This is a genomic window from Salinivibrio sp. VGrn1 (genome assembly GCF_009377995.1).
GTDB classification, from domain to species: domain Bacteria; phylum Pseudomonadota; class Gammaproteobacteria; order Enterobacterales; family Vibrionaceae; genus Salinivibrio; species Salinivibrio siamensis.
Genome location: NZ_SATA01000003.1, coordinates 149,350 through 175,546 on the forward strand (window position 1 = coordinate 149,350; position 26,197 = coordinate 175,546).

Sequence of the window (26,197 nt, forward strand, 5' to 3'; positions counted from 1 at the left end):
CGCTTGATCGTGCGCGTAGTTTTTGCAGTTTATTTCAGGGACAAAGATGAATAAAAAAACACTTCTTGCGGCATCCGTTGCGATTGCATTGACCGGTTGTAATGGCTCTGGCTCTTCTGAGCAATCAACGCCATCGAAAGATATGGTAACCATTACGGCAATCGATGGTTATTTGAGTAATGCTGTCGTTTTTATCGACCAAAATAACGACGGTAACTGGAATAAATCCGAGCCTGTTATCGCACAAACGAATAGTGATGGTAAGGCTCAGGTTGCACGTGAAAAGATTAAAGAAAAAGGACCTATCGGGATACAGATTATCGCTGAAGGCAGTCCTAAACTGAGTTGGCTCGAAGAGTTAGGCTTGGATCCTCAAGCGACGATTGACCAAGATTTGAAAGGACAAAAGCTCAATAAAGAAGTCGCATTAATGGCGCCGAGTTCTACTCTTAAGAACAAAAATGTTGTTATTTCACCATTGTCTGATTTGGTCGCAAGTAGAGTGCGCCAAGGTGAAAGTGAAGACGTCGCAATCGACGCGGTGCAAACGGCATTAGGTATTGAAGACTCAGCAGAAATCTTCGATGACTATGTGGGCAAAAATAAAAAATTGCATAAAGTTGCTCAGGTACTGACAGTTTCAAAGGCTGACAGTAAAGCTGAGTATGATGAAATGGCTTTAAAGATCGCTGATCGGGCGGTCCAACATGTTGATACCTTGACTGATGAGCAGTTGGAAGATGCGACGTATAAGCCAGTAATTACGCGCGATAATAACAACGACAGCTTTACGGTCACTGAAAACCACACAGTAAAAGTAAACGCCGATGCCTTAGCTAAACTACAGGCAAAGCTGAGTGACAAAACGAAATCATTAATGGATACCGACAGTTTTCCAGTCATTGATTTAGATATTGCGGAGCTATTCAGTGATAAAGATACTACAGCACTAGTAGCGTGGTCGGTAGACTCATTGTCGCCAGATATGGGGATTCAGATCTCTTATCGCGAGAATACACTTAAGCTTTCGAGTAATGGTGAAGCGTTAAAAGCTGGCCCTGTTGTTCTAACCCTTTTGGCCGACGATTTTAACAGTGATAATAAAAAAGTTGGTAAACAAGCAGTGACACTTCAGTTCACAGTTGGCACATCAAACAAAGCGCCAGTTGTGGATACTCAAGAAAAAACCGAATTGCAGGATATCCTTGATAATTGGTATATCCAGCAAGGTGACGTTTTTGAGCAATCGTTCAGTGTTGCAGCTCTGTTCAAGGACGCCGATGGAGCGATCCAGTCTTATCACGTCGATCAGTTTAATCTCGAGGGTCTCGTTGCCTCCGTGGATAAACAAGGTCTCGTACGTATTACGGGTGTCCCGAAACATGCGCGTCAGTCGGGGACAAAACTCGTTATCTCTGCGAAAGATAATAAAGGGGCGATGACGTCAACCCTGTTCTCCCTTCCTGACGTTAAAGAGGGCTATCAGCCTCCAGTGACTGAACCAGAAAACGGCTTTACCCAAGCGTTATTTGACGATAATCGCGTGTGGAAAATGGGTAGCCTGGCAGATTCCGATGGTGAAATTGGTTATGCCATGTTCCTACAAAATGGTGGAGATTATCAGTTCTGCTGGGGCGGCAATGACGAGGTGCCCGACGCCTACAAGACAAACATTAGTCGTAAGACCGATTGGTCATTAACGAATCCACAATCTGTTCAACAGATGTTGGTCTCTCTTGATCATGTAACAGACTATGTTGAGTATGAACATAAACGTTGCGGTAGTGTGACATTGAACGAAGGGAAATTACAATTGACCTTAGATGGGGCAGGTGAATCGGTAGTGATGGAGCGTCTCTATCACCATGTAGACGCTGAGGGTCAAGAGCAATTGATTATGAAAGCGTTTAATGATGAGTTGTTCTGGCTAGACTCGTCAGATACTCCTTTTTATCAATCAGCTCAGGTTGACTCATTTGTTTACCCTGGTGTTGAAGAATATCGATTGATGGTTGAGCAAACCGGTGTCACCCAAAGTTTCGATGGGGAAGATCCGATTTTGCAATACTCGATATTAATGAATCGCTTCAAAAGCAATGGTTACTACGAATCTCAATCCATCGACTATAAAACACAGTCAAAAGATGACTTTTTTACCGGTGGTCAATGGCGTGTTATTCAAGATGAATTCGGCAATGAGTTGCTTATTCAACAGGAATCGAGTGAGGATAAGAAAAAACGTCATCGCTACATTAACCGCAAAATAGGCGATGTTTTAGTGGGGATTTCGTGGTCTCAAGATAACGGTGGAACGTCGTTGCCAAACTACAGCCTTTCTAGTGATAACAAGCAGGTGATGCTAGATATCATGGACAACCTCCCGTTAATTCAAGAGTAATTGAATACAAGGTGTTGTGAAGAGCCCTCGTTGAGCGAGGGCTTTTTTGATCACAAATAATGCTATAAAATGATAACCATTTGCATTATCATCCCCGTCGCTTTTTATTGACGGGGAATGTTCAATGCAGTTAAAGCCAGTCGCCTCTTTTATTCTTAACTTTTTTGCTTTTCCTTCTCTCGCACTTGCTGCTCCGGCAGAGGATGCCTCTGAAAACGATGCGCCTATCGATACCGTGGTGGTCAATGCCGATCGCTTTTCCGATGCGCTGATGATGCGTGAGGATTTGGATAAGGTTCGTGGGATCAGTAACGCGGATATCTTTTCGGGTAACACCAGTATTCAGCTCAATAACATCCATAACGAAGCCGGCGCGATTGACCCCGGTATTCGTGGTTTGCAAGGGCATGGGCGGGTTGCGATGCTGATTGATGGCAGTTTGCAGTCGACACATACCTCGCGTGGTTATCAGGGAGTGAGTGATCGTACCTACATTGATACCGACTTATTGTCGTCGCTGTCGGTAGACAAAGGGGCAACAATTGGGCGGTCGCCTTATGCCAGTGGTGCGATTGGCGGCACCATTACCGCTACCACACTCAATGCGACAGACATTGTTCGTGATGGCGAGGGCTTTGGTGCGGTGGTGAAGCTACGTGCCCACAATAACGCCCGCTCGCCGCGTGTGAGTGACGATGCCCAAGAGCAAATGCGTTATCGCTTGGCCGATAGCAGTGACCACCAAGGGTTTGATAACGGGTCTGCAATGGTAGGGCTAGGGTATCAGGGTGATGGACTCGGTGGTGTGCTGGCATTTAGCCATCGCAAAAAGGGCAACCACTTTGCCGGTAAAAAGGGCATTGAACGCTACGAAGAGCCTGTGATTGGTGCAGGCCAAGAGGTGGGTAATACCAGTTTTGAGAGTGATTCTTGGCTCGCCAAACTGGACAAAGAATTCGGCAATGGTCATCAGGCGGATATTAGCTATCGTCACCACCGCCAAGAGGCGGGCGAGGTGCTGATGGCCTACTGGTATACCTACGAGAAAGATGGCGACACCTTGATGCCACAGTGGGGGCTAGGAACCGCGGATGTGGATGCTTATAGTGCGAACTACCGGTATACCTCGCCGTCGCAAAGCTGGCTGAATCTGCATGCGAATGCGTGGCACACGTCGGCCAAACTGAACCAATACAACGGGCTCTGGGCGAAAGGAAGCAATGCAGAGCAATATCTGCATGAGTATCAAAACGACCGTCATGGCGCGAGTATCGTCAACCGCAGTGAATGGTCGAGTGTGCCGGTGAGTGTGGATTATGGTGTGTCTTACACCAAAGAAACCCTTGAACCGCGTGGTGACACCGACAAGTTTTATACCAGCGAGCCGACCTCTCGCCACGGAAAACGCTCAGAGTGGAGTGTGTTTGCCAATAGTGAAATCGATCTCACGCCGGTGACCGCAAAGCTTGGCGTAAACTGGCATGAGGCGCAATCACTGGATAAGCAAACCCAGCAATCTTTGCACTATCGCGGTGAATGGGACTTATTGGGTGAGGTGCATTATGACATCAATGCTTCGGCGTCTGTGTTTGCCAAACTCTCTCGCACGGCGCGGTTACCGAGCTTGTATGAAGTGACTATTTCTAACGAGGTGTTTAGCTACAACCCGTATAACCCGCTGGATCCTGAAGTGTCGTTTAACCAAGAGTACGGTGTTAGCTCAGATGGCCGAGCTTGGTTGCAGGAATTAGGACTGGCGCAAACACGTCGCGCCGCCATGACGGTGTCTTACTTTAATAACCATGTCAGTGATTTTATTTCGGGTGGTGTGCTCGATCGCACGCCGGGTATGCCGTCTTGGCGCAGTAATTTTACTTTTACCAATTATGATGAGCTGTCGCTGTCTGGCATCGAGTTGCAAGCGCATTACGCGTATCAAGGCTTTTATAGCCACTTCTCTGCCACGTTTTACGACAGGGTGCAGGTGTGTTCGCAAGATCAAGCCGAACGTTCAGGCATGGACCGCTGTAACAGCTTAGGCTTTGCGTGGGGCACCACACCGACTCGTATTCCACCTGAGCGTAAATGGCACCTGAATATTGGCCATAAATGGTTGGATGATCGGCTCGATATTGGCACGACAGTGCGTTACCACAGTGGCAAATCGAACCCTGCCGATTGGCTAACAGGCACCGGCGCCGCAAGCCCTGTGGTGGCAATCCCATCAGAATACTTGGTGGATATTTATAGCCACTACGACATCACGCCGGATGTCAGTGTCTTTATTACGGTCAATAACCTAACGGACCGTTACACCATTCAACCTGGCTCGGTGGTGAGTATGCCGGACCCGGGCCGCACCATTACCATCGGCACCCAGTGGTCGTTCTAACGGTGATGCGTTAGCGCTGACTTGGCGTTGAGCAGGATGAACAGGCCTTTGCGTATTCCGTAACAGGCCTGTTTTTTATCTTACCCGTGTTTATTCTGTCGCCGGAGGCGGTGCCATGCCATGATGGCGAGCCACCAAGGCGCAGAATAGATCATGTGCGGTCGATAAAATCGCATCCGGAAAGTCATAGTCCGGGTTGTGCAGCTGTGGGTGATGCTCTCCGCTGCCAATCCCAAACAACGCGCCGGGCCATCGGGCGAGAAATTCGGCCACATCTTCTGACCATCGCATCGGCTCGGTAAGTGTTTGAACTGACAACCCAATAGTTTGAGCGGCGTCAACCACATGGGCGTGATGATCCGGGTGGTTGTAGGCGGCGATAAAAGGCTCGTGCCATGCTATGGATACCTCTAGCCCCGCGTGCTGGGCGATTGCGTTAATCGTGGCAGTCAGGCTGGCTTTCATCGCGTGGAAAGTAGCGTTGTCATCACTGCGCAAGGTAGCCATCACGGTCGCGTGGCCGGGGGCGACGCCGTAGGCGGGCTCTCCTAACTGGGCATGAACCAAGGTGACAAGGCTGTTGGCCTCAGGGTAGGCGTCGGGCAGTTGTGTCAGGGTATGCATCACGCCTGTCATCGCACCGGCAGGGCTAATCCCGCGTTCGGGGTAGGCGGCATGAGAGGTTTTTCCGTACAGCTCAATGGCGACTCCAGTCGAGGCACAGGCAAAGGTCCCTGGGCGTACCACGATTTGATGTTGATTAAAGCCGGGGAGATTGTGAAAGGCGTAGACGTTATCAATTTGCGCGTTGGTAAGTGCGGGGGACTCGCACATACGCACTGCGCCTTCTCCGGTTTCTTCTGCAGGCTGGAAGGCAAGCAGCACAGTACCACGAGCGGGCGGAGTGTGGCTAAGCTCGGCAGCGACGGCTAGCAACGCCGCGGTATGACCATCATGGCCACACGCATGCATCACGCCCGAATGCTGGGAGCAATAAGCCTGTGTTCCACGCTCTTCAATCGGGAGCGCATCAAAATCGGCGCGTAGCAAGGTGGTGGGCCCTGGCGCAGCGCCTTGAATGGTGACCAGGATCCCGTGACCACCGATATCAGTGGCTGGGTGAAAGCCAAATTGTCGCAATTGGGCAGCGATAGTACGTGCGGTGAGGGCTTCGTGGTTAGAAAGCTCAGGGGTTTGGTGCAGGGTATGCCGTAGCGTGACGGGATCGAACTCGTTAGCCATCTTCGACTCCAAAACCAGAATGGATACGCCATGCTAGATCGCGTTGGCATGTCACGTTGTGAACGCAAACGCAAAAAAGCCAGCAACAGGTGCTGGCTTTTGTTTTATCTCGACAGGGCGTGGTGAAAATTACACTTGGCCGTTGTCTTCCGCTTGTTTCGCTTGGATAGCTGTCAGGGCCACTGTGTAAACAATGTCATCGACCAGTGCGCCACGAGACAGGTCGTTCACCGGTTTGCGCATGCCTTGCAGCATTGGACCGATAGACACCAGCTCAGCAGAACGCTGTACCGCCTTGTAGGTGGTGTTACCTGTGTTCAAGTCTGGGAAGACGAACACGGTCGCTTTACCGGCAACCGGTGAATCCGGTGCTTTCGACTTAGCAACATTTTCCATGATTGCTGCGTCGTACTGAAGCGGGCCATCAATCACGAGATCAGGGCGCTTCTCTTTGGCAAGGCGGGTGGCTTCGCGAACTTTATCCACGTCAGCCCCTTTACCTGAGCTACCAGTCGAGTAAGAGATCATCGCTACGCGTGGCTCGATACCAAAGGCGCTGGCTGAATCGGCCGATTGAATGGCGATTTCTGCCAGTTGCTCAGCGTTTGGATCTGGGTTGATCGCACAGTCACCATATACCAGCACTTGCTCAGGCAGCAGCATGAAGAAGACCGACGACACCAAAGAGGCGTTCGGGGCTGTCTTGATGATCTGCAGCGGTGGGCGAATGGTGTTGGCCGTCGTGTGCACGGCACCGGAAACCAGGCCGTCCACCTCGTTGGCTTCTAGCATCATGGTACCCAGTACGACTGTGTCTTCCAGGTGTTCTTGCGCAATCACTTCGGTGATACCTTTGCTCTTACGCAGCTCAACCAAGCGGGCCACGTATTTGTCACGCGCTTTCACTGGGTCAATGATTTCTACGCCAGCGCCCAAGGTCACGCCTTGCTGATCGGCAACACGTTTAATTTCTTCTGGGTTACCCAAAAGCACACACTCAGCAATCTTACGCTCCGCACAGATAGCGGCCGCTTTAATGGTGCGTGGCTCGTCACCTTCCGGCAGCACAATGCGCTTGGCGGCTTTACGCGCAAACTCGGTGAGCTGATAACGGAAGGCCGGTGGGCTGAGGCGACGCTCGCGGTTAGAACCAGAGCTTAGTGACTCAATCCAGTTACCATCAATGTGGCTGGCTACATGGTCGTTCACAAACTCAACACGCTCTTTGTCGTCAGCTGGGACTTCGAGGCTGAAGCTTTGCAGGTTGAGTGAGGTTTGCCAGGTGTTACCTGCGGTGGTGAACACTGGTAGGCCCGTTTCAAAGGCACGGTCACACAATGCTTTGAGCTGGTCAGGGATCGAGTAACCACCGGTCAGTAGCAGCGCACCGATTTCCACGCCGTTCATTGCTGCCAAGCAGGCCGCGACAATCACGTCTGGACGGTCTGCCGAGGTCACTAGCAGTGAGCCAGGGCGGAAGTGCTCAACCATGTTAGGAATAGAGCGTGCGCAGAAGGTAATGCTCTTAATACGGCGCGAGTGAATTTCACCTTCATTAATGATGGTGGCATTCAAGTGCTTAGCCATATCGCTGGCACGGGTAGCAATCAGATCGATTTTCCATGGCACACAGCCCAGTACGCGGATTGGGCTCGTGTTGAAGATCTGCATCACTTCAACGTTAGTCGGACGCGCGCCGTCTGCATCGTCAAAGATCTCTGACAGATCGGGACGGGTGCGGCCAGCATCATCAACAGGTGCATTGAGCTTGTTGATGATCACGCCAGAGATGTTGCCGTTTTTGCTGCCACCAAAGTTGGTGCACGCAAACTCGATACGCTCTTTTAGCTGCGCAGGGTTGTCGGTACCTGGTGTGGTGACAAAGACAATCTCTGCATCCAGCGTCTTGGCAATCTCGTAGTTGATTTGGTTGGCAAACGGATGGTTACGCGTGGTGACCAAGCCTTCAACCAGTGCCACTTCGGTGTTTTGCGTGGCGCGTGTAAAGCGTGCAAGCACTTCTTCAAGCAGCACGTCTTCTTGATCGGAACGCAGCAGATCTTCGGCCTGGTTCATTGACATCGACTCGGCGACTTTCATGTCACTGTTGGCGTGAATGATTTCTGTCGTCAGGTCAGTGACATCAGTGTCGCTACCGTGATGAGGCTGCGCAATGGGTTTAAAAAATGAGACGCGGACGCCTTTACGCTCCATCGCTCGCATCACGCCGAGGCTGACACTTGTCAGGCCGACGCCGGAGCCGATTGGGATTAGCATAATAGTACGGGACACGTTGACTTCCTCTTACTATCTGATTGGCGTGCCGGACAGGCCGGCACAAATATAAAAACGGCTGAGTGGAATCAGCCGTTGGGAATGGTCTTACAGGCCAGTTAGGCGCGCGGTGTCTTGCGCAATGACCAACTCTTCGTTGGTTGAAATCACCATCGCAGGCACGCGGCTTTCGTCTGTGGTGATCACGCCTTCACCGCCAAAGCGGGCTTTTAGGTTGCGTTCTTTGTCGACGTCAACACCCAGCAGAGATAGGCGCTCGAGTACCAATTCGCGGATTGGGCCTGAGTTCTCACCGATACCGCCGGTGAAGACGATCGCGTCTAGGCGACCATCGAGGGTCGCGGTGTAGCTGGCCACGTACTTAGCAAGACGGTGACAGAACACGTTCATCGCGCGAGTGGCTTCTTCTTTCTCACCGTAGTTGTCTTCGACAAAGCGGCAGTCAGAGGTCACTTCGGTCAAGCCTTGTAGGCCAGACTCTTTGGTCAGCATGGTGTTGATTTGCTCAACGCTGTAGCCCAGTGCATCGTGCAGGTGGAAGATAATCGCTGGATCTAGGTCACCAGAGCGGGTGCCCATTACCAGGCCTTCCAACGGGGTCATGCCCATTGAGGTGTCGACGGATTTGCCGTTTTTAATCGCACAAACTGACGCGCCGTTACCGAGGTGGCAGTTAATGATGTTCACTTCATCAACAGGTTTGCCAAGCTGCTCAGCGGCGGCGTTAGCGATAAAGTAGTGCGAGGTACCATGCATGCCATAGCGACGGATGCCGTGCTCTTTATAAAGGTTATAAGGCAGTGCATACAAGTAGGCTTCTTCTGGCATGGTTTGATGGTATGCCGTATCGAATACAGCGACATTTTTCAGCGCTGGGAAGGCTTTTTTCGCCGCTTCGATACCTACGATGTGGGCTGGGTTGTGCAGCGGTGCAAAGCTGGCTGCATCGTGGATCCCTTTCAGTACATCGTCCGTAATTAATGCTGACTGAGTGAAGTGCTCGCCACCGTGAACAACGCGGTGGCCAATGGCACCTAGGTTCTCGGCAAGCTCAGGCTTAGAAGCCAGGATGGTATCAACAATGAAGTTAAGCGCTTCATTGTGTGCGGCACCTTCGCCGAGTTGGGCTTCATGCTTGCCGTCCATCTTCCACTTGATGCGGGCTTCTGGAAGGTGAAGGCATTCGGCTAGACCGGTAAGATGCTCATCGCCTGATTGAGCGTCGACAATGGCGAACTTCAAAGAGGAGCTTCCGCAATTGAGTACGAGAACCAGCTTGGACATGTATGACTACCTATGTTTCGTAAGACAGAGTGTATTGAACAAAAAGGATAGTGGACAAACAGAGACACTACCTTTTTAAAAAAAGAATTATCTCATGCGTTGTCGCGGGGAAAGAACCATCTTTATCCGTCCTGGATAAATGAACGCTCCGTCGAGTACAACCAGATTAGGTTGCGAGACAATCGAATCCGAGCAACAATGATAAAGTGCGCTAAGGATAGCGGGACTTGATACAGATAACAAAAATTTTTTGAGCAATACTGGTTAATTTTGAAAGTTTTTAAACAGTTTGTTTAATTTTTATTGTAAAAGTTGAGTGACAGCGCCTTGTGCCACACTGAGCGAGTCACACGAGTAAGTGAGGTAGGTATGACAACGAATAAGTCAATCTGGCGTTGCCTGCAAGATGGTCAGAAGTACATGCAGGAATGGCCAATGAGAAAGGAGTTGGCACCGGTATTCCCCGAGAACCGTGTGATTACCATGACTCGCTTTGCGATCAAAGTGATGCCAGCGGTGGCGGCGATTAGCGTGTTATTACAGATGTCGGCCAATAATGTACAAGGGCTGCCGCAGGCGGTGATTGTGGCCTTGTTTGCATTGAGCTTGCCGGTGCAAGGTTTGTGGTGGTTGGGTAAGCGTCGTGATACGCCTCTGCCGCCAGCGCTTGCGGGTTGGTATCGCGAGCTGCATCAAAAGATCACCAGTGAAGGACATGCGATGCAGCCGATCAAAAACCAGCCACGATACAAAGAGCTTGCGCATGCGTTAAGCCGCGCGTTTAAAGTAGATCGCGCTGCGTTGGAGCGTTGGTTCTAACAGACACGCGGCGGCGTCGCTATCGACTAGCGAACAGATATAGAGAAGAAGCGACAACAAAACGCCGACCGTTTGGTCGGCGTTTTTGTATATGGGTAAAGTGTATGTGGGAAAGCGTGAGCGCTTAGCTATTTGTGGCGCGCTTGCACTGAGCGGCACCTTGCCCTTTCATTTGGCTCACCGCTTGGCGCATTTCGTCCATCGACAGCCAGCGCTGTGGCATGGGTAGCACGTGTAAGCGCAAGTCGGGCGCGTCGTCGCTTAGCATGGCTTGGTCGCTTACCGCGGTGATCAATGCAATGCGCAGTTCAGGGTTGCGGGCGTGAATTTGTGCCGCGGTTCCCAAGCCTTCGGCGATGTGAAAGCGCCCGGCAATATGCACAATTTGGCTGTCAGGTTGAGCGGCATGGTAATCGACGATGCTTTCGGCCATGGTGGCATCCCACGCAAGCTGAGCCGCATACTGGGCGTCTGTTTGGCTGGCGCTGCCATGGTGCATATTGGCCTTAAACTTGCGCTTATACGGTGAATCTTGGGTATCTATGGTGTCGGCAAACCAGCTACGCTGTTGCTCGGATAGACTATCGAGATATGACAAGCCTTGCTGACCAATACAGCGTACCAGTCGCTTGGGGGCGTTGGCAGCAATCACCTCGATTTGGCGTTGCTTGGCCAGTTCAATCAAGGGCCGATAACTACCATCATAATTATCCCATGCATTGGCTTGTCGCTTTAACGTGTCTTCGCCGATCTCGCCAGCAAGATATTGGTCAAGCACGGGTTGTGTATCGCGACTGAATTGCTCCATCGACAGGGCCACTGGGTGTTCTGAGGCGAGCTGGCTGAGTAGCTCAGCTTGAAAGCGGTGCACGCCTGGATGGCCGTGCCATTCGCCAATGAGTACCACATCGGCATCCGCCACTTGGCGGGCCACTTGGGTCAGGCTCAATGATTCGCCCTCTGCGCGAGTGACTTGGTAGTCAAATAAAGTGGCAAGCGCATCGGTTTTTGCATGAAGCGTCGAACTGGTGAATACGATGCAGGCTGCGGCGAGCCAGGCGCTGATGATACGAACCGATACGCGACCTTGTTTCATGGGATGTCTCCTTGGCTATCATTGCTCGGCGGCGTGATGGCGATACACGCGCAGGGTGAAGTCGGCGTCGCACTCAAAGGCCTCGCTGTTCGCTAAGGTGTCACGCCATTCATCCGAGGCGCGCCAGGCAAAGGGCGTCATTTGCAGCAGAGTCAGGGCTTGCTCACCTGCCAATGTCATCGAGTAATGCAGTGAGTGCTCACTTTCAAGTTGGAAGCCTGGTAGGGCTTCAGGTGGCGTTTCGTGTAAACGCACCTCTTGATAGATACCGGCTTTTAGCTGAAATAGATGACGTGGACCTGGCGTAACCGTCACCACCACGCCGCCGGGCTTAATCGCGCGCGCTAACTCTTCGCCGTTACAGGGCGCATAAATCCGTACCACACCATCCAAGCTGTTGTCGGCAAACGGCAGGCGCTGGGAAGAGGCGACCGAGAACTGACACTGTGGGTACCACTTGGCCGCATAACGCACCGCCACTTTGGCAATATCTAATCCGTGAACAGACCATTGTTGCTCTGCGGTTTGATCGGCAATCGCGTGGGTGTAGTACCCTTCACCACAGCCGACATCCAAGATGGTTTTGTGCTCGCCATCGAGCGCTTGGGTGAGAGCGTCAATCATCGCTTGGCGCATCGGCGCATAGTGGCCAGCGTTTAAAAACGCCCGACGCGCTTGGGTCATGGCCTTGTTGTCGCCCGGATCTTTAGAGCGCTTAAATTGCACGGGGAGCAAATTGAGGTAGCCTTCTTTGGCGCGGTCAAATTGGTGATTGTTCGCGCAATAGGCGCCACGTGAGGTGGCTTGCAGAGACTGTTGGCACAGTGGGCATCGATAAATCATGGTCGTTCGGTGTGTTAGCGTGAATGGGCTTAAGGGTACGGGCTTGCGAGGCATTCGACAAGCGCGAGACGCGCAAATAAAAAGCCGCCTCGCGGGCGGCTGAGATTCGGGATGGTCGCGCTCTGCGGTTTAGGCGGCGAGGATTTGCTCAATCTCGGTTAAGCTTAAGTGGAATTGGCGCGGGCAATGACGCCATACATCCAGCATGCGACGATATTTGTCCAACATGGGCATTTGGCTGTTAAAACGATGCTCGCCCTGATCGAATTGCGGATAGAGTCCCTCCGTATCGACAAGAAAGCGGACATAATGCACTAACGCACCTTCGGTGGCGGCGTCGAAGCCCCAGAATTGAACGCGGCGCGGTGATAAGGCGGCTTGGTTGGCGTCGTCCAAGAGGTTGTATGAGGCCTGCATGGCATGGTGCATTTCCATGATATCAATGATCTCACGACACTGGGTTTCGCATAGCGCCTCGAACTGGCTGATCACTTCTGCCATTTGCAAGCTGTAACCGCGCTCAATAATGGTTTGTAAGCGGCGATACTTTTCGCTATTCGAGGGATCGAGGTGGCACATTAATTGGTATTGATTAGATAAAATTAGACGTTGTGCAGGGGTCATATCCATCGCGGTTGGCCTCTTAACTCTCAAAGGTACAATAGTCATTCATCAATTGATGAGGGAATAAATAGAGACTACCAGCTCTATGAGGGGGAAATCTTGATCTGGGCTATGTCCGTAGCACGTTTATCACCCGCTAGTTGTTGTGTCAGTCAAAGGTAGAAAAGGTCAGTGACTAGGGATTGAATATGTTTGAGTTCGCCGAAGTGAGCGGTTGGCAATGGAGCGGCTGGTTATTGTGGGCCGCGGTGCTGTATCGAACCTATCCGCCGGAATTTTTTTCTAAGCTGCGTCAAGAAACCGGTTACCAGCATTTGGCGTTTTCCTCGGCGGTGGTGTTGTTTGCTTTATGGGCGCTTCAAGCAGGGATCAAAGCGGGGCTAGATATCCACTTTTTAGGCGTGACCACGCTCGCCTTGTGTCACGGCTGGCGTATCGCTATTTGGATTGCCACTGTGCCTCTAACACTGATGGCGGTGTTTGGTTTTGTCCCTGTCGCGGACTTGGGGATGACCGCGCTCACCACGGCGGTGCTGCCAATCACTTTTAGTTATGCGATTTTCGCGCTCAGTTACCATTATTTAACTCGCCACCTGTTTATTTATATTTTTATCGCCGCTTTTATCGGCGCGGCGCTGACCATGGTTTTTCAGCTGTCCGTGACATCGTTGTGGTACGGGCTGGCAGAGCGACATAGCTGGCAAGACATTGTCCATAACTATCTGCAAATTGCGCTCCTGATGTGGTTCCCTGAGGCGTTATTAAATGGCATGGCGGTGACAGTGATGGCGGTATATCGGCCTCATTGGCTACGCACCTTTTATGACCGTGAGTATTTATCACCTGAGCGTTAGTCCGTGTGTCAATGCGGCGATGACGGCAACATCTCGATGAAAAATGCCGCCGGTATTGACCGGCGGCGTGATCGATAACGGCCATCCCTGTGTTAGGTGGTAACTAAGTGTTAGGCGGTGACTAAGCCTTCTTTCGCATCGGCGGGAAGGATATCCATTGCATTACCGTAAAGTGGCGCGAGTGCTCGAATCACATCGGCGCGCGTGATCACCCCCTCCAAGCGCTCGTCTTTCATCACCGGATAAATATAGGGACGAGACAGTGTTTGCGTTTTGGCGCGCTCTAATGCCGATTGGTTGGTAAAGCGGGTGGCAATGCCCGCATCACTGACCGGATAGAGCACTTGGTTATCAATGCTCATGTACTGCGCCAGCTCAATCACCGATTGGTCTGCCTCAACGGTTTGTACCTCGGTGCGCATCAGATCTTCAACTTTGGCATCCATGTCGGGTTGATAGTCATTCCACCATAGATCCACTAAGACATCTTGCACCGAGAAAAAGCCAACTAGTTGATTTTGGCTGTCTACCACAGGGGCGCCTTGAAGTTTGGTGCGGTTGAGCTGCTCTAGGGCGTCCGCCACAAACTGCTGGGCTTTTAAAGCACACTGAGCCGATTGCATGTTGTTTTTAATAGTTAAGGTTTCTTGGGTCATAATAGGTCTCTCAGAATAAGGCGCAGACGGGAGCGTCAATGCAGAAATGTGCGCGGTTTTGTGTTCTCTTTCTGGGTTGATAATCAGCCAATAGCCCATACCAACCAGGCCAGCGCCACCGACGATATTGCCAAGGGTGACGGGGATTAAATTGGCACTGATAAACTGGATGAGATTGACGTCATTAAAGGCCGCGGGGGAACTGCCCACCGCTTGCCAAAAGCTGTCTGGTGCGAAGGTGGCGATGCTCATACCCAAAGGCACCATGAACATATTGGCCACGCTATGCTCAAAACCGGTGCTGACAAACATGGCAACAGGTAAGATCACCATCACGGCTTTGGTCAGCGGGTTTTGCGAGGTGAATGTCATCCAAATCGCCAGACAAACGAGCAAGTTACAAAGCACACCGAGGGAGAACGCTTGCAGCCAGCTGTGATGCAGCTTGTGCTGCGCGACATGAAGAGCGTTGAGCCCCCACTGCCCATCATCAAGCTGATATAAACCCGCCGCCATCACGATCAGCACCAACAATAGCGCGCCGCATAAGTTGCCGATATACACCCTTGCCCAGGTATAAAGCAGGCTACGTGTACTAATTTTGCCGTTGGCGCGAGCAAGCATGGACAGCACCGTGCTGGTAAATAGCTCGGCCCCGCCGAGTACCACAAGAATTAATCCCATGCTAAAGGCCAGCCCGCCCATCAGCCGAGTGAGCCCCCAGCCGGCCGTGCTCCCCGTGGTCACCGTGAGGTAAAACACGAATGCCAACCCGATAAATAGGCCTGCCATCATCGCCAGCCCGACGGCCATACGGGTCGATTTGCGCGATTTGCTCTCTGCGTATTGTTCGGCTTGCACCAGCAGCGCAGCGGGGCCTTCAGTGTGGATAGGGGTTACCATCGGTTGCCTCCTCTTTTGGCAATGTGTGCCCGACCTTGAAGACAAAAAAACATACTGGTTGTACTCCTTTTTAGACTTAATGTGAATAAATCCAGCCTATTCGCCTGGTTATCAGGAGTAAAATTGATATTGCTTAGGGTCATAATCATAAAAATTGATAGTCTGATGTCATCAAAGTCAGACAGTAAGGATCCTAGATGCGCTACTCACTTAAGCAGCTCGCTGTGTTTGAAGCGATTGCCGCGATGGGCAGTGTGAGCCGTGCTGCCGACCATTTAGCGTTAACGCAGTCGGCGACTAGCATGGCGCTTTCACAGCTTGAAAAGCTACTCGGTAGGCCGCTCTTTGAGCGTCAAGGTAAGCAAATGCAGCTCACCTATTGGGGAGCATGGTTGCGACCCAAAGCACGACAACTGTTGTTTGACGCGCAACAAATTGAAGCAGGGTTTGATGGGCAGCACATTATTAGTGGTGATATTGCCTTAATTGCCAGTCAGACCGCAGCAGAACACCTAATTCCAGACCTTATCAGTATTATTGATAGTGATTTTCCCGAGCTGAGAATCGACTTTACGGTGAAAAATACCCAGAAGGTGATTGATAGTGTGCGTCGGTATCAGCACGACTTGGGGATCATTGAAGGGCGTTGTGACGACAGCCGGTTGAAGCAGCAGGTGTGGTGCCATGACCATTTGGTGGTGGTGGCAGCCAAGCATCACCCTTACGCGCAGCGCGATCAAGTAAGTTTGGCGCAACTTGAGCAAGCCCAGTGGGTATTGCGAGAGCCGGGAGCGGGGACGCGACACAGTTTTGATAGTGCCATTCATGGCGTTATCGAAGATCTTGATGTGCGCCGTGAGTATGAGCAGGTGCCGGTATTGCGCACCTTGGTGGCTAATTCCAACTACCTCAGTTGCTTGCCGTATCTTGATGTCGAGAAGTGGATAGAACGTGAAGAGCTGGTGGCGCTGAACGTGCCGGAGCTAAATATGCGCCGCACATTGTCGTTTATCTGGCGAGCAGACGCGGCGGATAACCCGTTGCGTGACTGTATTATCCGTGAAGCCATTCGAATGACGAAGGCGCGGCGACGCGAGATGTAAGGCGAAAAAGCCGGCTGCATGGCCGGCTTTATGGGGTTAACGCTTAGTAGGTGACACTGTGACCGTAACTGGCAATAATCGCTTTGACGCTCTCCATCACTTCTTTTGATGGGGGCGAGACGTCTTGCAGTTCGTAGTCATGACCCAGCGCTTCCCATTTGTGCGCGCCGAGTTGGTGGTAGGGAAGTAACTCAACTTTTTCGATGTTATCCATATCTTGAATAAATTGGCCAAGACGATGGGCAGAGTCGTCATCATCGGTGTAGCCGGGGACAACCACGTAACGAATCCAGGTTTTTTGCCCAATTTTTTGCAGGTACTTAGCAAAGTCAAGCGTTCGCCGGTTTGATACGCCCACCAAGTCTTCGTGGACTTCATCGTTGAGTTGCTTCAAATCCAGCATCACTAAATCGGTGGCATCAAGGACTTCATCAATCACCGGGGTGTGTTTGCGAATATAGCCGTTGGTATCTAAACAGGTGTGGATCCCTTCCGCGTTAGCGGCTTGGAAAAAGTCACGCACAAACTCAGGTTGCAACATGGCCTCACCGCCAGATGCTGTCACCCCGCCACCCGAGGCGGTAATAAAATGGCGATAGGCACGCACATCTTTCATTATTTCATCCACGGTGACTTCTTTGCCGCCGTGCGTGTCCCACGTATCACGGTTATGGCAGTATTTGCACCGCATCAAGCAGCCTTGCATAAAGACAATAAAGCGGATGCCAGGGCCATCTACGGTGCCACAGGACTCAAACGAATGGATGCGACCAATTGTCGACATAGCTGTCTCCAGACTGCGAATGGCTATGCCGTCATTTTATTACAAAAACCGGTGTGAAGATAAGGGAATTCCCGGCTTTTTCGCACTTCTCACCTTCGTATTTCTCCTATGTTGCATCCCTGTCATAGCTTGATCACAGTTCCAGTTTTTCGTTGCCTAGCGAATGAGACGTTAACCAGATAAATTCCATGCAGATTTTGTGACTTTTTGTTTTTTTGTCCAAACTTACGTGCGACACATCGCCAAAGCGATACATGCTTATGCCAGGTTGCATGCAAGCAAGGACATGCTTGGTGTCAGGCTAGGATCAAAGCAAATGCTAGGACTTATAATGAGAAAAATCAGTGATCTGAGAGTGAAGAATAAGCTTGTTGCACTAATGCTGGTTGCCGTTGTGTTGCTGGCAGGGATCAGCGCGTACACCATCAACAAAGAGCGGGAGCAGTCTTATGCTGAACGGACGGCTTCCTTGCGTGCCAATATTGAGGTGGCGCAAAGTGTGGTGGCCTATTATCGTCAGCAGGCACCACAAATTGGCGAAGAAGAAGCAAAGGCACAAGCGATCGCGCAGCTTAATAAACTGCGTTACGACGGGAATAATTACTTTTGGGTACTCAAGCCCGACCTCACCGTTGTGAATCACCCGATCAAGCCCAAGCTAAACGGCACCAGTGCGGATGGGCTGACCGATGGTGACGGCAAGCACCACTGGCGTGAGATGGTGCAAGTCAGTCAAGGCGCGCAGGGCGGCGTGCTCGATTACACCTGGCGTTCACCTGAGGGCGAGATGAAGCCGAAAATTTCCTATGTGAAACGCGTTGATGGCTGGAATTGGATTATTGGCTCAGGCGTGCATGTCAGTGATATTGAAGCACGGGTGATACAATCTGCGTGGCAAATCGGTGGTTTAACCCTGTTATCTGGTGCTATCTTGCTGGTATCCGGTGGGTTTGTCAGCCGCGATATCGTGGTGCCCTTGGATGAGCTGGTGGAAAAATTCGATCGCATTGCCGGTGGCGATCTTCGGGTCGAGTGTGGTTATACCCGTCATGACGAAATTGGCAAACTCGCTCGGCGCATGGATACCGCGATGAGCAGTGTCCGCGAGGCGCTGCGTGTGGCGCATGATGAAGCCAAGCAATCATCGACCATGGCCTCCTCCATAGCATCAGCCAGTGAGGAAAGTGCACAAAGCATTCAATCGCAGCGCGCACAACTTGAGCAGCTCGCCACGGCGATGAACGAAATGACGGCTACCGTGGCCGATGTTGCCGATCACGCTGAGCAAACCGCGCAAGCGACCAACGATATTTCGTCGATGGCGGAAGACAGCAACCACAAGCTAGATAGCACGGTGGCCAGTATTCGTGAGGTGGCTGAGCGTATTGCCGCAGCGGATAAATTGGTGAATCAAGTGAAACAAGGGGTGATGGAGATCAGTGATGTGGCGACGGTGATCCAAGGCATCTCTGAGCAAACTAACCTGCTGGCACTCAATGCGGCGATTGAAGCAGCGCGAGCGGGTGAGCAAGGCCGTGGCTTTGCGGTGGTGGCCGATGAAGTGCGCTCGCTCGCTCAAGGCACGCAAAAATCGACCACTCAAATTCAAGGCACGATTGAATCGCTCACCAACAATGCGATTGAGGCCGCTGAGGCAATGACATCAAGTCATCAATCGAGTGAAGACAGTGTCAATACGGCGCTAGAAACCCAAGCGCAGTTGAAGGAAATGGTGAGTGCCTTACATGGCTCGAATGACCGCGTGGTACAAATCGCCGCGGCGGCAGAAGAGCAGGGGACGGTGTCGGAAGAGATGAACCAAAATGTGAGTAATATTCACAACTCGGCCAACGAAGTGAGCGGTGCGGCGTCGCACCTTGCCGAGCAAAGCCAGCTGCTTGCCGATTCAGCACGTGAGTTGGACAGTAAGTTGGACCGCTTTGAAGTGGGGTAATGGCTGATTGCGCCTAGCTGGCAGGTTAAACAACTGTTCGCTGGGCGTCGGCTCTTTGGCGTTACCCCCGGACAAAGCAAGACATAGCGCTGAAAAACGACAGACAAACAAAAACCGCCAGCATTGCCGGCGGTTTTTTCTTTAGGCGTTAACCCTTATTTATCTCTTACAGTGAAGAGGTAAAGGTACGGGTAATCACGTCTTGTTGCTGCTCTTTGGTCAGCGAGTTAAAACGTACCGCGTAACCAGAAACACGGATGGTCAGCTGAGGATAGTTCTCAGGGTGCTCCATCGCATCCAGCAGCATTTCACGGTTCATCACGTTGACGTTCAAGTGCTGGCCACCTTCTTGACCGCTTTCGTGGTGGAAGTAACCATCCATCAAGCCTGCCAAGTTAGCGCGTTGTGCGTTCTCATCTTTACCCAGTGCATTTGGCACGATAGAGAAGGTATAAGAAATACCGTCTTTGGCGTGGGCAAATGGCAGTTTACCGACAGATGTCAGTGACGCAACCGCGCCTTTTTCATCACGGCCGTGCATCGGGTTAGCACCTGGGCCAAATGGCATGCCGGCTTTACGACCGTCAGGCGTGTTACCCGTTTTCTTACCGTATACCACGTTTGAAGTGATAGTCAGGATAGACTGGGTAGGCACCGCGTCACGGTAGGTCTTCAGTGAACGGATTTTGTTCATGAAGCGCTCAACCAGGTCACAAGCGATTTGGTCAACACGCTCGTCGTTGTTACCAAATGCTGGGTATTCGCCTTCGATATCAAAGTCGATAGCAATACCGTCTTCGTCACGAACAGGCTTCACTTTGGCGTATTTAATCGCGGCTAATGAGTCAGCTGCTACCGAGAGACCGGCGATACCACATGCCATGGTGCGATACACATCACGGTCGTGGAAAGCCATCAGCGCCGCTTCATAGCTGTACTTGTCGTGCATGAAGTGAATGCTGTTTAGGGCAGTCACATACTGTTTAGCCAGCCAATCCATCAGGTGATCCATGCGGTCCATGACTTTGTCATAGTCCAACACTTCGTCAGTCATTGGCGCGTGTTCAGGCGCAACTTGGATTTTCAGCTTCTCGTCAATACCACCGTTGATGGTATAAAGCAGCGTTTTCGCCAAGTTGGCACGGGCACCAAAGAATTGCATCTGCTTACCAACAATCATGGGTGATACGCAGCACGCAATCGCATAGTCGTCATTATCAAAGTCAGTGCGCATCAGATCGTCGTTCTCGTACTGGATAGACGAGGTGTCGATCGAGACTTTGGCACAGAACTTTTTGAAGCCTTCCGGCAACTGCTCAGACCAAAGCACGGTGATGTTTGGCTCTGGGCTTGGTCCCATGGTGTATAGGCTGTTTAGGAAACGGAAGCTGGTACGTGAAACCAGTGGACGACCGTCAACACCCATACCGGCAACAGATTCTGTTGCCCAAATTGGGTCACCAGAGAAGAGATCATCATACTCAGGCGTACGCAGGAAGCGCACCATGCGTAGCTTCATCACGAAGTGGTCGATCAGCTCTTGCGCTTGCTCTTCAGTCAGTTTACCCGCCGCGATATCGCGCTCTACATAGATATCGAGGAAGGTAGAGGTACGGCCAAGCGACATGGCGGCACCGTTTTGGGTTTTCACTGCACCCAAGTAACCGAAGTATGTCCACTGAATGGCTTCTTGCGCGGTTTCGGCTGGGCGAGAAATGTCACAGCCGTATTTTGCGGCCATTTCTTTCAATTGACCCAGTGCGCGATGCTGCTCTGCAATTTCTTCACGCAGCTGCATGGTCATCTGCAGATCTTCGCCGTTTTCGAATTTCTCTTGCAGCGAGTCGAATTGGGCTTTCTTGTCTTTCATCAAGAAGTCGATACCGTATAGCGCAACACGACGGTAGTCACCGATGATACGGCCACGGCCATATGCATCAGGCAAACCGGTCAACACGCCAGATTTACGGCACTTCATGATTTCTGGGGTATAAATATCGAAAACGCCTTGGTTGTGGGTTTTACGATATTCGGTGAAGATTTTCTTCACTTGTGGGTCGAGTTCGCGGCCATAGGCGTCGCATGACCCTTGAACCATGCGGATACCACCATACGGGAGCATCGCGCGTTTTAGCGGCGCGTCAGTCTGTAGACCGACAATCTGTTCCAGATCTTTCTCGATGTAGCCGGCGTCGTGAGACGTCAGGGTCGAAACCACAGACGTATCAAAATCAACCGGTGCATGCGTCGCGTTCTCTTGCTTGATGCCTTCCATCACGCGCGCCCACAGTTTGCGAGTGGCGTCAGTTGGCTCAGAAACTAGGAATGATTCGTCGCCCTCGTAAGGGGTATAGTTTTTCTGGATGAAGTCACGAACATCAACTTCTTTGCTCCAGTTACCTTCAACAAATCCTTCCCATGCATTGGAAACGTGCTCAGACATGTTGCACCTACCTGTACTCTTTTCAAAAAGATATGTATTGGGACCAGGTTCAGTCATCGTCTTTGTCAGTATGGCTGACGCCTGCGACCCATCGATTTATCCGGATACCCCGCCCGAAAGCGGGGCAATGTTATTACAACAAAGATGGAATGCCGGGAATCATTCCGACTGCCAACATGGCAGCAATACAAATGATCACTGTGGCGGTTGGAATCACCAGACGGTCAACGGTAGAGAGCGTTGTCGGGCGCTCTTTATCACCGATAAGGCCGTTGTTGTCCAAGAGCATAGTGACTGCCCAACCAAAGACTGGGTTAACAGCCATGGAGGCGAAAATACAAATACCCGCTGCTTGGCTCGACTTGGCGTCTTTCACCATCTGCATGCCTGCTTCAAGCAAGGGCAAGAAAACACCTGACAGTAGCGCGATGGTCATCACGGGTGGCCAAGTGGCGACATCCATTGGGTAGCCAATCAAGGCAACGGCAATACATAACAGACCCAGTACAATGGCACCGCCAGGGATGGGTCGACGCGCAATCGCCGCCGGAATCATGTAGGTTCCCCACGATGAAGTGATGTTACCGCCACCCACAGAGGCACCGACGATTTGACGGATAGAACAACCTGTCATGGTGTCATCCACGTCCATCAATACTTTTTCGGCTTTCTTCGGATAATTTAGTTCCTGGAAAATCCGGTGACCAAGAAAATCTGGTGACCACATCGCTACCGCGAGCAATGCAAATGGCAAAGAGGCGAGGAAGTGCGACAGGTTAGGAAGTCCTAGCTGCCAGCCTTGCTCGGTTGAGCCCCACCAGTAAACCGGGTTGAGGTTAGGCACACCTGGTTGAGTAACGAACTCCAGTGAAGAGCCAGCACCCAGCGCGGTAGCAATCAGTCCGCCGGTGACCGCACACACGGGAATCGCGAGCCAGCGTTTACCGATGCGCGCCAAGAAGGCATAGATCACAATCGATACGGCGAGAATTAAAATGGAGATATAGCCCATATCAATCGCCGCGCCCCATGCGAGCAGACTCTCAATCTGGCCTTTTGCACCACCAAAGCCAAGGAAGATCAGCAAGCCACCGGCGACCCCTTGACTGGTCAAGTTAACTAATTTGGAGCCACCTTTCAGGTAACTGAGTATCAGGCCAAAGGCACCAATCAGAATCCCCAATGCCAATGGGTGAGCACCTGCTAACGCAATGGTCCCGACCAGTGGAATCATTGGCCCATGGTTGCCGGCCAAGTTGGCGCGTGGGTTAATAAACCCGCACAACAGGACACAGAACAGAAGCGCTGGGATAAGCATTTCTACCCGCGCCACTTCAACGGCAAACGCTTTACCCAAGGTGATGTGATCCCAAGCGGCGGTTAAACCATCCGCCCAGGACATCATCACAGCAGAGTACATGGCGATAATGCCGATGGTACCCGCGAGCGCTGGGACAAGGTCTTCGATTTCAAAACGGAAGTCACGGCCAGGCAAGTTTAAGCCCCAACGGCGCGGACGCATAATTTGTAGTTCGTGATTCAGGTAGTCAGCGCGGGAGGCAAATGAAGAAGCCGGCTTGTGCTTCTTTTGATATTCGCTCTTTTCTTCGTGACTCACACTGCGGTCTTGAGCATGTGTTGCCATAATTTCCTCGTCGTACAGAAAGCAAACGCTTTCGAAACAGTGGCTTAGCCAGTCTTTATGTGTTGTTAACGCTGGCCTTGTGGCCGTGTTCTGTTTCGTTATCAGCATGCTAACAACAGGGGGGGCGCAGAATGTTGACTTAGATCATTACCGTGTAATTTTTTTACGTGCTACGCCCACTTGTGCCGAGGTTTTTGACCCTGTGTTCCTCTCGTCTCGCCGATAAACCAGCATTTATGTAATTTAATTACCAATCTAAGCGGCGAATATGTGCTACAAAACAGTAAGATAAACTCGCCTGATGTAAAGCGGACGTGGTGGCATCCTGAATCTGTGTCAATAAATAAAGACAGCCACCGCTTGCTCGCTGTAGTGAATAAAAAAGATAGGTTATAGTCGATATATTGTCCTCTAAAAATGGGTCCTTATGGTGCGCCGATTGTTCCGCCTGTTTGTTTGTTCTCCCATGCTGATGCCAAAGTGGCGTTGTTTGAGCTTGGGTGTCTTACTGTTTTGCCCTTTTATGGTTGTCAAGGCTGCGGGGGTGGAAACAGTGAGCGCAGCGATTCAAAACGGCGACTATCAACATGCGCTCACCGAGGCCGATACGTTGCTGACTCCATCGGATCAGCAGGTGCTGGCACCCTCTGAGCGTGCGGAGCTGCAACGTTTGCAGGCTATCGCCCACCTTTACCTTGGTCAGCGCGCCGAAGCCTACCGAGCCTATCGTCTTGCATTGGCATTGAACGCGCTCAGCAAAGAGAGCGAGGCGGATGCGTTAACTGCCGTGATTAGCTTGGCGTTTCGAGTCGAGCAATATGAAGAAGTATTGAACTATGCCCGCCAGCTCCGCGATAAGCACACACTTCAGCCGACCTCTGCTCGCTTCGCGATGCAGGCTGCTTATGCGCTGTCTCGTTTCGACGTGGCGATTGAGTATGCGCGCCAGCTGAAAAAGCTCGGCGCGGAGGATGCATTTATCCTGCAAACCAAAGGGCTCAGTGAAGTGGCGCTATCACGCTTTAAGGCGGCGGCAGCGACATTCGATCAGTTGGTCAATCAACCCGATGTAGCCCCTCGTTGGTTAGAGCAGGCCGCACGCGCTCACGCCAAAGCGGGCTCGCACCAAGCGGCACGCCAGTATTTAGCGCGTGCCAATGCTGACATTGCCCTTTACCGGACTCTCTCCACCGGCCAAATGGAGCTGGGGGCCTCACAGCAGGCATTGCTATATTGGCAACAGGGATTACAGCAATTGACCCGGCTACCCACGCGTGATGAGCAGTTATTTCTGGTGCAGTGTTTGATTAAAACAGACCAGCGCGTGGCGGCGTTAAACCGGATCAGTGAAGTGAATTTGAGCGAGCCAGACAAGCAAACGCTCAAACTACAGGTGATGTTAGCGTATCAGCTTAATCATTGGCAGGAAGTGATTGATACCGCGCAAGTGGCGCTCTCTTATGGCCTGAAAGATGATCGTATGCTGTGGCAGTGGTTATCCATCAGTGCGATTAAAGCTGGGGACTATGCACTAGCAGACTATGCGCTAGAACAGTGGGAGGCGCGTGATCCTACCGGCCTTGCCGAGCGCTGGCGTGACACCTTAGAGCTACTTAAAGCGAAGCGAGCGAAACGTCGCGACGCGCGGCTGTCATAAGGTGAGAGGCTGCCTACTTTAAAAGCGCCACTGTCTTTTTTAGTAGGCGTTTAACTATGGTGTTCACAGTTTTGTTACGCACCGCTGATCGCATTGAAATGAAATAAATTGCACGTCTATCCCCTCCAACGCTAATTTTTGTCAGCTTTCACGATAAAAATAACCAGCTTTCTTCAAGTTAACTTCTATACTTACCTCGGTTAAAGCCGGTTTAGTACGGCTAATGGCTGACAAAGCAATTGTTGGTTTTTTCAGCAGTAAATTTTACGATTGACTTTTTATGCAGTAATAGTGACTATAATGAATGCACTTTAAAGGTTAACAAAATGTTGCTCATTGCGTTGAGGGGTGATATTTTCAATCCATACTCAGTGCATTTAGTGCGCTTTAACCACAAACACAACAGATTTCACGGATGACAGGAGTTAGCGCATGACGGATGCTGTGGCGCTACAGGTAAAATCACTTAAAAAAAGCTTTGGGCAGCATCAAGTGCTCAAAGGTATTTCCCTCGACGCCCACCGCGGCGACGTGATTTCCATTATCGGCTCTTCCGGTTCTGGCAAGAGCACCTTTCTTCGCTGTATCAATCTGCTGGAAACCCCCACGGGCGGTGAAATTTGGGTCAACGGTGAGTTGATCAAAATGAAAAACAACCGTGCCGGTGAGCCCATCCCCGTCAGTGACAAGCAAGTGCAACGCATTCGTTCGCGGCTGGCGATGGTGTTTCAAGGGTTCAATCTTTGGTCGCATATGACGGTGCTGCAAAATGTTATCGAAGCGCCCGTGCATGTGCTGGGTGTGCCTAAGGCACAAGCGATTGAAGAAGCAGAAGCGTTATTACACCGCGTTGGGCTTTATGAGCGCCGCGATTACTACCCAGGCCATTTATCCGGTGGTCAGCAACAACGTGCAGCGATTGCGCGCGCACTCGCGGTAGAGCCAGAAGTCTTGCTGTTTGATGAGCCAACCTCCGCGCTGGATCCTGAATTAGTAGGAGAAGTGCTGGGTGTGATGCGCTCACTGGCTGAGGAAGGACGTACCATGCTGGTGGTTACCCATGAAATGAGCTTTGCGCGCGATGTCTCTAACCATGTGATGTTCTTGCACCAAGGGTTAGTAGAAGAGCAAGGCAACCCGAAAGAGTTGTTTGATTCGCCAGAATCAGAGCGTTTGCAGCAGTTTATCTCATCGATTTATTAATC

18 protein-coding genes are annotated in these 26,197 nt (G+C 51.4%); 8 read left to right on the forward strand and 10 right to left on the reverse strand.

What is annotated here, in order from left to right; all coding sequences use genetic code 11:
- Nucleotides 1-46: 46 nt before the first annotated feature.
- Nucleotides 47-2,398 (forward strand): hypothetical protein, encoded by a 2,352-nt coding sequence (locus EHW56_RS06405; protein ID WP_152799345.1) that lies wholly within the window; start codon nt 47-49, stop codon nt 2,396-2,398.
- Between the two features lie 124 nt (nt 2,399-2,522).
- Nucleotides 2,523-4,790 (forward strand): TonB-dependent receptor domain-containing protein, encoded by a 2,268-nt coding sequence (locus EHW56_RS06410; RefSeq protein ID WP_152799342.1) that lies wholly within the window; start codon nt 2,523-2,525, stop codon nt 4,788-4,790.
- A gap of 90 nt (nt 4,791-4,880) precedes the next feature.
- Here the strand turns inward: EHW56_RS06410 and EHW56_RS06415 are convergent, their stop codons facing one another.
- The 3 genes from EHW56_RS06415 to EHW56_RS06425 all read right to left on the reverse strand — a co-directional run bounded on the left by EHW56_RS06415 (nt 4,881) and on the right by EHW56_RS06425 (nt 9,611).
- Nucleotides 4,881-6,032 carry an amidohydrolase gene (locus EHW56_RS06415; protein WP_152794689.1) on the reverse strand — a complete coding sequence of 384 codons (1,152 nt, stop codon included), beginning with the start codon at nt 6,030-6,032 and terminating at the stop codon, nt 4,881-4,883.
- A 129-nt stretch (nt 6,033-6,161) separates the two neighbouring features.
- Nucleotides 6,162-8,309 (reverse strand): phosphate acetyltransferase, encoded by a 2,148-nt coding sequence (gene pta / locus EHW56_RS06420; RefSeq protein ID WP_077578561.1) that lies wholly within the window; start codon nt 8,307-8,309, stop codon nt 6,162-6,164.
- Nucleotides 8,310-8,414: 105 nt separating this feature from the next.
- Complete coding sequence (locus EHW56_RS06425) at nt 8,415-9,611, reverse strand: acetate kinase (RefSeq protein WP_077578560.1); 1,197 nt, start codon at nt 9,609-9,611, stop codon at nt 8,415-8,417.
- Nucleotides 9,612-9,980: 369 nt separating this feature from the next.
- On the opposite strand from EHW56_RS06425, the gene yfbV reads away from it, so the two are divergent.
- The gene (gene yfbV, locus EHW56_RS06430) at nt 9,981-10,430 is read left to right on the forward strand and encodes a terminus macrodomain insulation protein YfbV (RefSeq protein ID WP_077578559.1); all 450 of its coding nucleotides are present in this window, start codon (nt 9,981-9,983) and stop codon (nt 10,428-10,430) included.
- Nucleotides 10,431-10,554: 124 nt separating this feature from the next.
- Here the strand turns inward: yfbV and EHW56_RS06435 are convergent, their stop codons facing one another.
- The 3 genes from EHW56_RS06435 to EHW56_RS06445 all read right to left on the reverse strand — a co-directional run bounded on the left by EHW56_RS06435 (nt 10,555) and on the right by EHW56_RS06445 (nt 12,999).
- Nucleotides 10,555-11,526, reverse strand: a complete 972-nt coding sequence (locus tag EHW56_RS06435) for a ChaN family lipoprotein (RefSeq protein ID WP_152794692.1) — start codon at nt 11,524-11,526, stop codon at nt 10,555-10,557.
- 18 nt (nt 11,527-11,544) lie between these two features.
- Entirely contained in the window at nt 11,545-12,369 is an 825-nt protein-coding gene (gene rlmA / locus EHW56_RS06440; protein ID WP_077605869.1) for a 23S rRNA (guanine(745)-N(1))-methyltransferase, read from the reverse strand.
- A 129-nt stretch (nt 12,370-12,498) separates the two neighbouring features.
- Entirely contained in the window at nt 12,499-12,999 is a 501-nt protein-coding gene (locus EHW56_RS06445; protein WP_077578556.1) for a YfbU family protein, read from the reverse strand.
- Between the two features lie 182 nt (nt 13,000-13,181).
- On the opposite strand from EHW56_RS06445, the gene EHW56_RS06450 reads away from it, so the two are divergent.
- Complete coding sequence (locus EHW56_RS06450) at nt 13,182-13,847, forward strand: energy-coupling factor ABC transporter permease (protein ID WP_077605870.1); 666 nt, start codon at nt 13,182-13,184, stop codon at nt 13,845-13,847.
- Nucleotides 13,848-13,957: 110 nt separating this feature from the next.
- Here the strand turns inward: EHW56_RS06450 and focA are convergent, their stop codons facing one another.
- Complete coding sequence (focA, locus tag EHW56_RS06455) at nt 13,958-15,406, reverse strand: formate transporter FocA (RefSeq protein WP_152794695.1); 1,449 nt, start codon at nt 15,404-15,406, stop codon at nt 13,958-13,960.
- Nucleotides 15,407-15,603: 197 nt separating this feature from the next.
- Between focA and EHW56_RS06460 the strand changes: the two genes are divergently transcribed.
- Nucleotides 15,604-16,509: a LysR substrate-binding domain-containing protein gene (locus tag EHW56_RS06460; protein ID WP_046073653.1), complete on the forward strand. Its 906-nt coding sequence runs from the start codon at nt 15,604-15,606 to the stop codon at nt 16,507-16,509.
- A gap of 43 nt (nt 16,510-16,552) precedes the next feature.
- Here the strand turns inward: EHW56_RS06460 and pflA are convergent, their stop codons facing one another.
- Entirely contained in the window at nt 16,553-17,293 is a 741-nt protein-coding gene (gene pflA, locus EHW56_RS06465) for a pyruvate formate lyase 1-activating protein (protein ID WP_152794698.1), read from the reverse strand.
- Between the two features lie 331 nt (nt 17,294-17,624).
- Between pflA and EHW56_RS06470 the strand changes: the two genes are divergently transcribed.
- Entirely contained in the window at nt 17,625-19,247 is a 1,623-nt protein-coding gene (locus EHW56_RS06470; protein ID WP_152794701.1) for a methyl-accepting chemotaxis protein, read from the forward strand.
- Between the two features lie 166 nt (nt 19,248-19,413).
- Here EHW56_RS06470 and pflB read toward each other — a convergent pair whose 3' ends face one another.
- Both pflB and EHW56_RS06480 read right to left on the reverse strand, forming a co-directional pair.
- The gene (gene pflB, locus EHW56_RS06475; protein ID WP_046073650.1) at nt 19,414-21,690 is read right to left on the reverse strand and encodes a formate C-acetyltransferase; all 2,277 of its coding nucleotides are present in this window, start codon (nt 21,688-21,690) and stop codon (nt 19,414-19,416) included.
- Nucleotides 21,691-21,823: 133 nt separating this feature from the next.
- The gene (locus EHW56_RS06480; protein WP_077665960.1) at nt 21,824-23,335 is read right to left on the reverse strand and encodes a DUF3360 family protein; all 1,512 of its coding nucleotides are present in this window, start codon (nt 23,333-23,335) and stop codon (nt 21,824-21,826) included.
- A 544-nt stretch (nt 23,336-23,879) separates the two neighbouring features.
- On the opposite strand from EHW56_RS06480, the gene EHW56_RS06485 reads away from it, so the two are divergent.
- Nucleotides 23,880-24,992: a lipopolysaccharide assembly protein LapB gene (locus EHW56_RS06485; protein ID WP_152799339.1), complete on the forward strand. Its 1,113-nt coding sequence runs from the start codon at nt 23,880-23,882 to the stop codon at nt 24,990-24,992.
- A gap of 432 nt (nt 24,993-25,424) precedes the next feature.
- Complete coding sequence (locus EHW56_RS06490; RefSeq protein ID WP_046073647.1) at nt 25,425-26,195, forward strand: ABC transporter ATP-binding protein; 771 nt, start codon at nt 25,425-25,427, stop codon at nt 26,193-26,195.
- Nucleotides 26,196-26,197 lie beyond the last annotated feature (2 nt).

Excerpts from the sequence above, each read along its gene's own strand:
- EHW56_RS06405 (WP_152799345.1), top strand. The coding sequence starts at position 47 with ATGAATAAAAAAACACTTCTTGCGGCATCCGTTGCGATTGCATTGACC.
- EHW56_RS06410 (WP_152799342.1), top strand. The coding sequence starts at position 2,523 with ATGCAGTTAAAGCCAGTCGCCTCTTTTATTCTTAACTTTTTTGCTTTT.
- pflA (WP_152794698.1), bottom strand. The coding sequence starts at position 17,293 with ATGTCGACAATTGGTCGCATCCATTCGTTTGAGTCCTGTGGCACCGTA.
- EHW56_RS06415 (WP_152794689.1), bottom strand. The coding sequence starts at position 6,032 with ATGGCTAACGAGTTCGATCCCGTCACGCTACGGCATACCCTGCACCAA.
- EHW56_RS06470 (WP_152794701.1), top strand. The coding sequence starts at position 17,625 with ATGAGAAAAATCAGTGATCTGAGAGTGAAGAATAAGCTTGTTGCACTA.
- EHW56_RS06450 (WP_077605870.1), top strand. The coding sequence starts at position 13,182 with ATGTTTGAGTTCGCCGAAGTGAGCGGTTGGCAATGGAGCGGCTGGTTA.
- EHW56_RS06480 (WP_077665960.1), bottom strand. The coding sequence starts at position 23,335 with ATGGCAACACATGCTCAAGACCGCAGTGTGAGTCACGAAGAAAAGAGC.
- EHW56_RS06460 (WP_046073653.1), top strand. The coding sequence starts at position 15,604 with ATGCGCTACTCACTTAAGCAGCTCGCTGTGTTTGAAGCGATTGCCGCG.
- EHW56_RS06490 (WP_046073647.1), top strand. The coding sequence starts at position 25,425 with ATGACGGATGCTGTGGCGCTACAGGTAAAATCACTTAAAAAAAGCTTT.
- focA (WP_152794695.1), bottom strand. The coding sequence starts at position 15,406 with ATGGTAACCCCTATCCACACTGAAGGCCCCGCTGCGCTGCTGGTGCAA.
- pflB (WP_046073650.1), bottom strand. The coding sequence starts at position 21,690 with ATGTCTGAGCACGTTTCCAATGCATGGGAAGGATTTGTTGAAGGTAAC.
- EHW56_RS06435 (WP_152794692.1), bottom strand. The coding sequence starts at position 11,526 with ATGAAACAAGGTCGCGTATCGGTTCGTATCATCAGCGCCTGGCTCGCC.
- pta (WP_077578561.1), bottom strand. The coding sequence starts at position 8,309 with ATGCTAATCCCAATCGGCTCCGGCGTCGGCCTGACAAGTGTCAGCCTC.
- rlmA (WP_077605869.1), bottom strand. The coding sequence starts at position 12,369 with ATGATTTATCGATGCCCACTGTGCCAACAGTCTCTGCAAGCCACCTCA.
- yfbV (WP_077578559.1), top strand. The coding sequence starts at position 9,981 with ATGACAACGAATAAGTCAATCTGGCGTTGCCTGCAAGATGGTCAGAAG.
- EHW56_RS06425 (WP_077578560.1), bottom strand. The coding sequence starts at position 9,611 with ATGTCCAAGCTGGTTCTCGTACTCAATTGCGGAAGCTCCTCTTTGAAG.
- EHW56_RS06445 (WP_077578556.1), bottom strand. The coding sequence starts at position 12,999 with ATGGATATGACCCCTGCACAACGTCTAATTTTATCTAATCAATACCAA.